This window comes from Acidobacteriota bacterium (assembly GCA_034211275.1).
Lineage (GTDB): Bacteria > Acidobacteriota > Thermoanaerobaculia > Multivoradales > JAHZIX01 > JAGQSE01.
In genome coordinates this window covers 1-12,874 of record JAXHTF010000192.1, presented here as the reverse complement: position 1 = coordinate 12,874, position 12,874 = coordinate 1, and the positions used below count along the sequence as shown (strand labels likewise).

The following is a 12,874-nucleotide window of genomic DNA, read 5'->3' as shown; positions in this document are numbered from 1 at the left end:
CACCTCCACGACGCAGCGGGCACTTCCTCCAACGACCAGGAGGTCACAGCTATGAGCGACGGCTTCACGTTATTCGAAGGCACCACCGCCGACGCAGCCGACCCATGCCGAGGGTAGCGAGGCCGAAGCCGAGAAGGAGGGCGCCCCAGCCGCCGAGGGTGGGGACTTCGATCGCGCTCGGCGGGGCCAACGGCGGTCCGATGGCGATTCCTTCAGGCTCTGCCACGACGGCGACGGTGTCGACGACCGTGTTCGAAGCGGTATCGATCACGGATACAACGCCGTTGAGAATGTTGGCTACGTAGACGCGCAGGCCGTCCGGGCTCACCGCCACACCGTAAGGCTGGGGGCCGATGGAGATCGTGTCGACGACCGTATTCGTCGCAGCGTCGATCACCGACACGGTATCCTCGCCAAAGTTCGTGACATAGAGGCGCGTGCCGTCCGGACCCACCGCCACGTATACGGGCACGTTTCCCACGGCAACGGTATCGACCACCGTGTTCGACGTGGCGTCGATCACCGCCAGAGTGTTGGAGAAAGCTTCGGCAACGTAGAGCCACAGACCGTCCGGGCTGACCGTCACGCCGAGCACCACTCCTCCGACCGGGATGGTCTCGACGACCGTGTTCGACATAGCGTCGATCACCGACACGGCACCGCCCCCCGTGATGTAGACATTCATACTGTTTGGGCTCACCACCACGCCGAAGGACTGAGTGCCGACGGCTATGGTGGCAACGACCATGTTCGACGCGGCGTCGATCACCGAGACATCACCGTCCCCCGCGAGAACGTAGACCCGCGCGCCGTCCGGGGCCACCGCCACGCCGAGAGGTTCGTCCCCGACGGCGACGGTGTCGACGACCGTATTCGTCGCCGTATCAATCACCGAGACGGTGTCTTCGCTCGTGTTGACGGCGTAGACCCGCAAGCCGTCCGGGCGAACCGCCACGTCCCGTGGCTCGGCGCCGACGGCGACGGTGTCGACGACCGTGCTGGAAGAGGTATCGACCACCGACACGGTGTTGCCGCCGGAATTCGCGACGTAGACGAAGGGCTGGGCGCCGGCGGCCCCGGCGCAGAACAGGGCGAGGGACATGAGCAGTGTTCTCGGGCGCACGGGGCTCCTCCTTGTCTGGCGAGCTCTTTCGACCTCGACTTTCGAATACCTTGTATTACTTTCGTGCAGGTAGATTACCACCGACCTCGAAGAGCTTGACTGCATCGGCCGGGCGCAGCTCCGCCCCGCAAAAACCTCGCGGCCCCTCGTCAACAGGAACGAGGGGCCGCGAGGAATGTGCTGCTGTAGCGACGATGCCGGGCTCACCCGGGCTCGGGAGCTGCTGAGGGCGACGCTATTGCATCGCTCTGTGGCGCCGCAGGATTGCGATGGCGGCCAGCATGAGCAGTGCGGAGAGAAGGATCAATCCCCACTGCCCGAGGGTCGGGATCTCCAGCACGCTCACCGGTAGCTCCAGCTCCGTGGGATCGTTGTCGTCGGTGGCATCGCCATCGCCGTCGGCGTCCGGATCATCGCCATCCTGCGAGACGTCGGTCACCAATTCGCCACCGGGGCTCACCGCGGTGCCGACGCTGGAACAGACGTAGGGTCCGGCGAAGCCACCCGGATCGACCAGCAGGACGATGCGAAGCCTGCCGGAAGCACCTACGGCCAGGGTGTTCCCAGCCGCCAGGAGGTCGATGTCCACCGTGCCGTCAAAGGCCGGGTTGACCACCAGCTCCATGCTGGAGACGGAATCCACCACCACCGAGGCGGCCGCAGCGAAGGCGGTGGCGAAGTCTCCGGTCGCCTGGACGTCGGACAACGGTACGTTGCCGAGGTTGGAGAGCAGAATGTCGAAGGTCACCAGGTAGGTCATGGAGGCATCTTCTTCGATGCTCACGAGCTGCTTGGCCACGCCCAGGGCCGGCTCCTCCACTCCCACCGCCGCCAGGTGATCTTCGACCTCGCCGTCCGCCGCCGCTCCGGAGGGCGTCAGGCCTCCCTGGGAGCTGATGCGGAAGCGGGCACAGGCGGTGCCCTGGAGCGAGCCCACCGGTACCGAGAACGGCAGGCTGAGGCTGGCGCTGGCGCCGACGGTGACGTCGCTGAGAATCTGCTCGCCGGCGTCGGCCCAGTCGCCATCCTGATTGAAGTCGATCCAGGCGCTGACCAAGCCTCCGGCCGACCCGGTGGCGATGGTGACGGCGCCCTCGGTGCCCGGAATCAGCACGCCGGGGAAGGTCACGCCGTCCTCATCGTCGGGAGAACCGTTCTGGTCATCACCGTTGTGAGACGGCGACGGCTGTCCGTCGGGCTCGGTGTCCACCACCGCTCCCAGGGTCGGGTTGGCGACGGGGAGGACCGAGTGGCGAGCGCCGTTGCTGGCCAGCAGGGTCGGGTAGGTGGGATCCGGCGCATCGCCGAAGTCCAAGCCCTTGACCACGAAGGCGTAGTCCTCCACCTCGCCGTCCGGAGACTGGCCCGTGGCCACGGCCACCCCCTGGGTGCTCAGCCGGAAGCGAGCGTAGCTCTCCGCCGAAGCAGCGTCGCAGGGGATGTCGTAGCTGACGGTGTTGGCTCCGTCCACCAAGGCCAGAGCCGTGGCGATGCGGTCCCGCGGCTCGTCGAAGGTGCCGTCGCCGTCGAAGTCGATCCAAGCGTCCAATACCGCCGTGCTGAGAGCCGCGGTGTTGGTCAAGGTCACCTCCAGGGAGGTGGAGTCGCAGGCGCTGGCCATGGCCATGCCACCGGCGAAGACCACGCCGTCCTCGTCGTCGCCATCGCCGTCGGCGCCGCCGCTGGGCTGACCATCCTGCTCCGCATCCACCGTGGCTCCCAAGTGGAAGCCAGAGACGAGGCCGTGGCTGGCGCCGCCGGCGGCCACCGTGGTGCCGTAACTATCCGGAGCGTCGCCGAGGTCGGCCTCACGGGTCTCGAGTCGGTAATCCTCTACCTCGCCGTCGGGAGAGGTGCCTCCGGAACCGGCGACGCCGCCGGTGCTGAAGCGGAATCTCGCGAAGGTGACGGCCGCCGCCACCGTGGAACACGGAGCGTCGAAGGTCAGCGCGTTGGCCCCCGGCACCAGGACCTGGGCGGTGAAGATGCGGTCTTCCGCCTCGGCGAAGGAGCCGTCGGCCCCGAAGTCGATCCAGGCATCCAGCAAGCCCGCCGCCGAGGCGGTGACGGTGATGCTGCTGGTCTGGCAGGCGACGACTTCGGAGTCGAAGCTCACCCCGTCCTCATCATCTCCGCCGACGCAGGTACCGACGGTAGCGTCGCCGCCGCCCAGGTCGTCGCCGGTGGAGTCCAGAGGCGCCACGGCGTCGTTCTCACTATCCACACACGATCCCAGATAGATCGGCTGAGCCGCATCCACACCGTGGGAAGGACCGCCGGAGGCCTCGGTGGTGCCGTAGCTATCCGGAGCGTCGCCGAAGTCCGATCCCAGCGCCGCCAGCACGTAGTCCTCCACCTCGCCGTCGGCGGCTCCGCCACTGGGCGTCAGCCCGCCCGCCGAGCTCAAGCGGAAGCGCGCGTAGGTCGCGCCCTCGGTCAAGTCGCAGGGCACCGTGAAGCTCAGGCTGTTGGCACCGGCGGTCAGAGGCTCGTTGGTGAAGACCTGTTCGCCGGCAAAGCTACCGTCGCCGTTGAAGTCGATCCAGGCGTCGAGGAGACCGGCGGCGCCGGCGGTGAGCGTCAGGTCAGCCCCCTTGCAGGCCACCAACCGGGTGTCGAAGACGACGCCGTCCTCGTCATCCCCGCCGGCACAGGTGCCGGCAGTGCTTCCCGAGGCGTCGGCGTCGTCGCCGCTGGCGTCCAGAGGCGCGGAGGCGTCGGACTCGGTGTCCACACAGGCGCCGAGATAGAGGCTGCCGGCGGGATCGACCCCGTGGTACGGACCGGAGCTGGCGAAGGTCGTTGGGTAGGAGTCCGGGGCGTCCCCGAAGTCCACGCCGCGGATCTCCAGCAGATAGTCCTCCACCTCGCCGTCCGGAGACGGCCCGCCGGGTCCCGGAACCCCTGAGCCGCTGAAGCGGAAGCGCCCGTAGGTCTGCCCGGGGACAGCCGTACAGGGCACGTTGATGGTGAGGTTGTTGGCTCCGGCGGCCACAGCCTGGGCCGTGAACACCCGGTCCGTGGGAGCGGTGAAGTTCCCGTCGGCGCCAAAGTCCAACCAGCCGTCGAGAATGCCGGCGCTGCCCGCCAGAACCGTCACCGAGGTACTGCCGCAGGCCACCAGCGGCGCCGCGAAGCTGACGCCATCCTCGTCGTCGCCGGCATTGCAGAGCCCTGCCACGGTAGTCCCGGCCCCCAGGTCGTCGCCATCGGCCCCCACCGCGGGCTGCCCCTCGACCTCGGTGTCGGCGCAGGCGCCCAGGAAGAAGATCCCCGCAGGATCGACCCCGTGGGTCGGTCCGCCGCTGCCGAAGAGGGTCCCATAGCTATCCGGAGCGTCGCCCAGGTCGGGAGCCCGCAGCTGAACCAGGTAGTCCTCCACCTCGCCATCGGCGGACGGCCCCTCGAAGGAGCTCACACCAGCCGAGCTGAAGCGGAAGCGTGCGTAGGTCAGCCCGGGGGTCGCGGTGCAGGGCACGTTGAAGCTCAGCGCATTGGCGCCGGCGTTCACTCCTTGAGCGCTGAAAATTCGGTCGCCGACGGCGCTGAAGTTCCCATCCCCCGCGAAGTCGAACCAGGCGTCCAGAACCCCCGGGCTGCTGGCGGTGACCGTCAAGAACGCAGTCTGGCAGGCCACCACCGGCGCCGTGAAGACGACACCGTCTTCATCGTCCCCTCCGACACAGGTCCCCGCCGGCACGCCGACGGCCACGTCGTCCCCATCGGCACCGCCGGAGGGCTGGCCATTCGGCTCCCCGTCGACGCAGGAGCCCAGGAAGATGGTGCTGCCGGAGACGATCCCATGGCGGGGACCGTTGACGCTCAAAGTGGTGCGATAGGAGTCCGGGGCGTCCGCCCAATCGTTGCCGGAGATGGTCAAGGCATAGTCCTCTACCTCGCCATCCGGAGCCGGGCCGCCGAAGTCGGCGACGCCGGAGGAGGAAAGACGGAACCGGGCGTGGCTGACGCCGGGCATCGAGTTGCACGGGACCGGCACCACCAGGGGATTGGCCCCGGCAGCCACTGCCAAACCGTTGGCGATGCGCTCCCCGGCTCCGCCGAAGGTGCCGTCGCCGTCGAAGTCGATCCAGGCGTCGAGCACGCCGGCAGCGTTGGTGGTCACCGTCAGCGCAGCATCCTGGCAGGCGATGACCGGGGTATCGAAGACCACGCCGTCCTCGTCGTCCAGGCATAGACCCACTCGGTCCGCCGCCACCGCGACGTCGTCTCCCAGAGCCCCCACGGCCGGCTGACCGTCGGTCTCGAAGTCGACGCAGGCGCCGAGGAGCAGAGCCGCCGTGGGATCGACCTCGTGGCTCGGCCCCCCGGAGCTGGCGAGGGTGTCGTAGCTGTCCGGGGCATCCGCCCAGTCCATGCCGCGCACTCCCACCAGGTGGTCCTCTACTTCGCCGTCGGCAGCGAGATCGTCCGGGCCGAGGCCGCCGGCAGAAGAACAGCGGAAGCGCGAGTAAGTCAGCCCCGGACGGGCGGTGGCGGGCACCACCGGCGTCAGGTTGACGGAGCTCCCCGCCGTCACCAGGAGGGACGCCGCGATCTGCTCCCCGGCGGAGTCGCCGAAAGTACCGCTGCGATCCCAGTCCACCCAGGCATCCAGCACGCAGTCGTTGGTGCCGCTGCTGGCAGTGACCTGGAAGCTTGCGACGGAGCCTATGGTCAGCGGGTTGGCAATCACCACCCCGTCCTCGTCGCCACCGGGGAGTGCACACGTTCCGGTGATGGTGCCAAAGGAGCTGACATCGTCGGCCAGCGCCGAAGGGTCTTGGTAGGTGCCGTTGTCGGCGTCGACGCAAGAGCCGAGGAAGGGCGCACCGGCGACTCCCTGAAGGTGAGCCGCGCCCTGGTCCAGAGCCGTCGTGCGGTAGTCGCCGGCGGCGGTGCCGGCGACCACGTCCGGTGCATCCCCGTAGTCGTACTCCGGCGCGGCGGTGGTGGCGAAGCCGAAGTCCACGGTGAGGTTGGTGTCGTCATCTCCGTCGTCGGTGGTGGGCTCGCCGTTGTCGGTCAGGGTCACCGGCAGGCTCGCCACCAGAGCGCCTTGATTGGCACCGTTGTCGTCGCCGTTGGCGTCGTCGTCGGGATCCGGAGCGGGATCGTTGCCGGAGCTGGAGACCTTGCCCTCCAGCGGCGCGCCGCCGGAAAAGTTGATCAGGTCCACCTCGACGATGTAGTCGCCATCCCCCAACTCCTCGAAACGGTAGATGCCGTCCACGCCGGCGCTGGTGAAGGTCACCGTGGAGCCGATGAATTCGTCCAGCGTGGGAACGCCGTCACCGTCGTCCAGGTAGAGGTTGAGGCGCACGCCGTTGACCCCGAGCTCGCCGTCCTGAGGCTCGAACTCGCCGTCGTTGTCATCGTCACACCAGACCTGGTCCCCGAGCACCAGATCGCCGACGGGGGCCACCAAGCCAGCGTCCAGGGTCGGGTTCTCCTCCCCCGGAGCCAAGATCACCACCGGGGTCACACCCCCGGCCCCGGCGTCGGAGTCCACGCCGTCGTCGCCGCCTTGGTCGGCGGAGGTGAAGCCGCTGGCGGAGGTCGGCAGCATGAACTGCACGAAGTAGGGCACTCCCGGGGTCAAGCCATCGAAGAGGTAGTAGCCGGGGTTGCCGTAGACATCGTCGTCGGTGGCGGTGGTCGCCACCGGCATGCCATCGTCGGCGCCGGGCTCGGGGACACCGTCGCCGTCGTCGACGAAGAGCTTCACCGCAACGCCGTTGGCGCCGTCGAAGGTGGACTCGTTCTGGATGCCATCACCGTCGCGGTCGAACCAGACGTAATTGCCCAGGGCCGCCACCGGCGGCGCCAGCAGACCAAGGTCGACGTCCGGGTTCTGCTCCCCCATGCCCAGCGTGACCACCGGCGAGCAAGCCGTGAATGGATCGGCGTCGGAGTCCAGCGTGGCATCGCCGCCGGCACCGGAAGCGGTGACCGTGTAGGTCGGAGGCGGCTGGAATTGCACGTAATAATCCCCCGGCGGCAAGGCCGGGAACTCATACCAGCCGGCAGCTCCGCCGGCGTCGTCGGCGGTGACGGTGCTGCCCACCGGCACATCGTCGAAGGTGCGCGGAATGCCGTCGGCACCGGGGGTGAACAACTCGACGTAGACATCGTTGAGGCCGGTGGGACCGTCGTCCTGGATGCCGTTGCCGTTGGTATCCAGCCAGACGAAATCGCCCAGCGCCGCAGCGGTGCATGTGCCGATGGCGATCCCCACCTTGTTGGGCTCCGCCGACAGCGAGCCCAGGCCGTCGCTGCGCTGCGCCAGATAGGCAAAGGAATTGAAGGCCTCCAGACCACCGCCCGGTGCGTCGGCGGGGGCGATCAGACGGAAGACGAATTCCACCGTATCCGCCGGCTGTACGGCTCGATCGCCGAACTCCACTTTGATGCTCTGCACCAGGCTGATGGGAGAAGGCGGCACGGTGGTCCAGCCGGGGGCGTCACAGCCGCCCGCCGGACCGCCGACCTCCGGACGGCAGGGATTGCCGCTGGTGCTGTAGAAGAGAGTCGTGCCCGGCGGAGGCGTCACCGGCGCCGCCAGCAGCGGCCGCCACTGCGAGTCGCGAGGCGAGAGGTCGAGCACTCCGGTATCGCCCACGAAGGGGAGAATATCCACCAGCACGAAGTCCTCCATGGGGATCGTGCCGACGTTGCGTACTTCGAGGCGATAGTCGAGGACGCCTCCCGGCAGAGTGCCGGAGGAGGCGCTGACGAAGTCCGCATCGCACAGCCCGCGCACCGCCTTGCTGGATACCAGCTGGGCCACCGGAGCGATGGTGACGCTGCGGGAGCGAACGCAGAGGCGGTCGCCGGTATCGCCGTCACCGTCCTGATCCAGATCGTCCAGCGCCGAACCGCCCTGGCAGCGCTGCGAGAGTCCGGGAGAGTTCTGGGTCTGCCCGACGACGTTGTCCAGATCGCCGAACTGAGCGCCGAAACGAACCGTGGTGTCGAGGGCGATGCGCACCTCCTGCCCGGGGAGCAGATCGCCGGAGCCCGCGCTCCAGGTCCAGCGCAGCAACGTCCTGCCGGTGCCGGCGAAATTGGCGATCTCCTCGAAGCTCGGTGCCGGCAGGCCGGTGCCGTTGTCGTCCCAGCTCCAGCCGGGGACGGCGACGTAGACCAGGTCCCGCGGTAGCAGATCGACGACTACCAGGTCCTCCAGCGGCAGCGGATCGCTGGCGTTGGTCTCGTTGTCGATCCGTAGGCTCCAGCCGACGGTGGCACCGACGCCATAGGGACCGCTGCCGGTGGTCAGCACCTTGTTCGGGGAATGCTGGGTGAAGGGACCGCTGAGGCTGAAGTCCTGGCAGTCCATCCGGCTGACCGGCGTGTTGGCTCCGCCGGGATCGTAGACCGCCGTCAGGTCGGCGCAGTTGCTCACCGTATCGCCAAAGATCACCGGGTTGCCGACGTTGTCCGGATCGATGACCCGGGCATTGATGCGCGGGCGATTGCCGCTGCTGTTGGCACCCATGCCCGGGGCCGCCTGGCCATACTCCCAGCGCAGCCGGGTGACGTACTCACCGGCTCCCAGCGCCGGGATGTTGAAGCTGGCGTTGGTCCCCGCAGGGCTGCTGCCGAGGACCACAAAGCCGGCACTGAGATTGGTCTCATAGCTCACCTGGACACTTCCCGTGACGCCGTTGTAGGCACCGGTCGTGATGCTGTCCACGGCCACCTGGATGGGCAAGGTGTCGATGACCACCATGTTGTCCAGCGGTACGTTGCCGTTGTTCGAAGGCAGGAGCTGGTAGCTGAAGGGCTGGTTGAGGGTGGGCGGGTTGGGTCCCGGGCCGATGCGCTTGTCGAAGCCGGCGGACGGATTGGCCACGAAGACGGTCACCGGATGGGTGACGGAGCCGATCCCGAAGTTCTGCGGGACCTCCCCCAGAGGCGTACCGTCCGCGGTGAATTCATTGGTCACCGAAGCACCGTTGCTGAAGCTGGCGCTGTCGAAGGTCACCGTCACGTTGATGTTCTGAGCTCCGCCAACGTTCACGGAGAACGGGCCGCTCCAGGTCAAGCTGGCCGGCCGCGTGCCGACACAACCCGGCTCGCAGTCCGCCGCCGGACTGGCGCCGTTGAAGATTGGCGGCTGAGCGATCAAATCGCCGGTGGGCAGGGTGTCGGTGACCGAAATACCGCTGACATTGAGGCGCCCCGGGGTGTTAGGCACCTGGATTCTCAACCGATAGGTCGTGGGCAGGTCGAGGTTCGCCGCGGTGAGCAGGGTCTTGGTGAGGTCGACCTCGGGCTGCGCCACGGCGGTGACGTCCACCGGTGGCGTGGTGAAGGGGTTGAGGGTCGGATCGAGATTCTCTGCGGTGGCCGTGTTGGTCGCCAGCGTACCGTCCGGTGTCGAGCCGTTGGGGAAGCGTACGTTGATCACCAGATCACCGCTGTTGCCCGCCGTGAGTGGGCTGACCATGATGAATTCGACGGTGCCCGTCGAGCCCACCGCAGGAGCGTTGATGGTGGCCACATCGGTGGTCCCGACGGCGGAAACGAAGACCACCTCCGGCGGCAAGGCATCGACCACCCGGGCGTTGATGCAGTCTCCAGCAGTCGCGTTGCAGCGGTAAGTGAGGCGATACGCAAAGGTCTCCCCGGTCAACTTGGTGTTGCCCGCATCCACCTGCACCGCGCTCTTCTGCAGCGGCTGCGCTTCGGCAATACCCCCGGAGAGCGGCACCAAGGCCCAAAGCATCATCACAAAAACAAAACGGAAGCTCGGTCCGAATCTCATCGCTCTACCCCTCGCACCTAATGCCTACAAGGCGCACGTCTCCTGACTCGCAGGAGCGAGCAGGTACGCGCAGCCCTCATGATTACTGAAGAGTCCAAGAAAAATAATGACCAGGAGCTGGCTGGAAAACTCGGCCGCTAGCGAGAGCGAGACTTTTCCCAGCAGAATCGAGGCGGAGAGCCGCAGGCGATTCAGGAATCGTCGAGGTTCAACAACGATGATTCGGTCGAAACGAGCCGCTCGAAGCGCGGCGCGAGTTGTTCAGCAAGCTCCTAGACTGACGGAGCTTAGATTAGATCGCTTCGAGGGTGCAAGGAGTTTCTGAGCAGAAACTGCAATGCCATAGGAGTGTCACGCCCGACAACGGATATCGGGAATTATCTAGCGCATGCTCCCAAGAAATACTCTACATGGACAAATAAAGATAGCCCCTCTGCTCTCTATGCAAAGAGGCAAAAGTTACTACCGGCGAGGCCGCCACGGGGGTTCGAGAAGCGGGTCCGCGTTCCCGACGGTCTCACCATTTCCGCCTCGCTCATGCGTATCGCAAGGAGCCCCTGGAACTGGTGTCGACGACCGTGTTGGTCAACGTGTCGATTACCGACAAGGTGCCGTCCCCCTTCGTTGGCAATGTACGCCAAAGGCTGAGCGCCGGCGCCCCAGCGCCCCAGCTCTGCTTTCGCAAGCTTGGCGCCACGGGCTGTTAACCCAGCAGGGGTCGCTTCTGGTCTTGCCGGCTGATAGATTCGCACCTTCAGCAACTACTCGATCTTGGGGGCTCGAAGATGCCACGGCGAGGCACGCTCAAAGCTTGGAACGACGAACGCGGCTTCGGATTCATTGCTCCTGACGAAGGTGGGCAGGACTGTTTTGTTCATATCAGCGTCTTTCCCCGGGACCTTCCCCGCCCGTCCGTGGGCGAGTCGGTCGTCTATGCAGCGGAGAAAGACGGAGACGGTAGGCTGCGGGCAGTGCGGATCTATCACGACGTGTATCCGGAAACCTCACCGGCGACGGGATCTGATGCCGGCTCCCAATACGGATCCCTGGAAGCGCCCAGGCGAAGATTTTTGCCCCTCGAGGCCATCGGCGTTCTCTTCTTGTTAGCGGTGGGCGGCTACTTCGTCTTCGGAGACCACGGCCTCGCAGACCGTGTTCTGAGCGCTCGAGGCAAGGCTTGGTTCTCCGAGTCGCCGCCTCGGCAATCGGCGCCGCCGGAACCGAGCCTCGCCTTCTCCTGCGATGGCCGGACCTACTGCTCAGAGATGACATCGTGCAGCGAAGCCCAATACTTTCTCGAGAACTGCCCCGACACCAAAATGGACGGAGACCACGACGGCATACCGTGCGAACAGCAATGGTGTACGATCATCTTCAGCGATTGAGCCCGAGCTGTTCAGCGAGCCGGCCCGGCCCTACCGGCGAGCCACCGTGGATCGAACCCGGCGCGCTCCAGGTCCTCCGGGCTCGTCTCTTTCACCCTCCGTTGCTTCTCTGACTTCCTGTTGGTGAACCGCTCTTGGTGAACCGGCCAACCACTGCATCGAAGGCCAGCCCGCTGGGTACTTCAGGGGCTTGGAGGAAGGAGAGAGCCGCAGGGGGAAAGCCGAGCACGCTCGGCAAGGAGGAAGGCATAGCAGCCCGTAGTGAAAGTCGAGCCGCGCTGCGAGCGGCCCCTTTTCCGCCGAATCTTCGTTCAAAAACCTCGCCGATACCTGCATCGCCTGCTGTTTTCCGGCCTTGACTCGGTGAAAAGTCGCTCGCTCTCGCTGGCGTCTGACTTCCACCACGGGCTGCCAGAAGCTTGCTGAAGCTCCCTCACCGCGGATAGCGGAATTCAGCTGAAATAATCGTCGGAGGACCCGGACCGGTCTTGTATCGGCTCGATCTCGAGCTCGGCCGCGACCTCTCGCAGAGCGTCGTGGGCCCGCAGCAGAGCGGTTCTCTTGTTGCGGGCGAACCCCTGTGGGATTTCCCCCGTCGCCCACGCCTCGAGCCCGGTGAGGGCGACGGAGAGACCCCGCCGCGCCTTGGAGCTCAGCGGTTCCGCCGGCGGGGCCGATGTGTCCGCGGGCGAGACCGACGCGATGCTGTCGGCGTAACGCCAGCCGACGGGCGGAATGTACGCTTCAAACTCGATTCCCGGCGTTTTGCCGCGGCGAATGACGATGACGCGGTCGTCGTCGGCTGCGCTGAGGGTCCAATCGAGCGGGACCGGATCAAAGCCGGCGCGCAACTCCTCGTGATGCTGCCCCCATTGCCGGGGCCGCGTCTCGACGACGCCGCGCCGGCGACCGGTGAGCTCGCGCAAAACGCCGAAAGGCCCCGTCACCCCTTCGACCGAGACCCGGATGACGGGTATCTGCGGCCTCGGCAGTCCGTAATCGTCGATCTCCTCGGGCGGGTAGACGGTCCCGGTGATGCGCAGCTCATGCCCCGCTGGTAGCGGGATCTCGTCGTGAGTCAACGCGCTGGCGCGGCTCCCTGTGAAGTCGGACAGTCGAAATATCTCTTCCATGTCTCCTCCTTCGTAGACCCCACGGCACGCTGGCCTCGCCACCTTCTGGCTGCGGGACGAAAGCGTCGAAGGCTTCGCCAACCTCTTTCTTTCCTAGTTCCCCCAGGAAGAGCTTCCGAGACAAGGTCTTGGGGGCCAGGACCGAAGCCGCGTCGCCCTGGTGGCTGCACGCCACCTCCCCCTCCTACGAGGTCCACCTCCACGGCGCAGCGGGCGCTTTCACAGCAACCAGAAGGACACGGCACGAGCAACGCCTTTACTTGCTTGAAGGCATGACCTGCGAGAGCGCCGCCTCTGTGCAGCACCTCGGTCACGAGTCACAGCTCACCAGAGCGGGATTCTGCTCCTTACCGAAGCGGCGGTCGGTATGTTGGGGGATGAGACGAAGCAAGCCCAGGTGGGCTTCGACGTTGAGACCAGGGCGGGGGGGGGGGGGGGGGGGGGGGGGGGGGGGGGGGGGGGG

At 66.6% G+C, this 12,874-nt stretch carries 3 protein-coding genes; all 3 read right to left on the bottom strand.

Annotated elements, in window-relative coordinates; all coding sequences use genetic code 11:
- Nucleotides 1–64: 64 nt before the first annotated feature.
- The 3 genes from SX243_21230 to SX243_21220 all read right to left on the bottom strand — a co-directional run bounded on the left by SX243_21230 (nt 65) and on the right by SX243_21220 (nt 12,411).
- The gene (locus SX243_21230; protein MDY7095508.1) at nt 65–1,102 is read right to left on the bottom strand and encodes a hypothetical protein; all 1,038 of its coding nucleotides are present in this window, start codon (nt 1,100–1,102) and stop codon (nt 65–67) included.
- A 256-nt stretch (nt 1,103–1,358) separates the two neighbouring features.
- On the bottom strand, nt 1,359–9,893 hold the full coding sequence (locus tag SX243_21225) for an IPTL-CTERM sorting domain-containing protein (GenBank protein MDY7095507.1): 8,535 nt from the start codon (nt 9,891–9,893) through the stop codon (nt 1,359–1,361).
- A gap of 1,837 nt (nt 9,894–11,730) precedes the next feature.
- Nucleotides 11,731–12,411: a hypothetical protein gene (locus SX243_21220; GenBank protein MDY7095506.1), complete on the bottom strand. Its 681-nt coding sequence runs from the start codon at nt 12,409–12,411 to the stop codon at nt 11,731–11,733.
- Nucleotides 12,412–12,874: the final 463 nt, after the last annotated feature.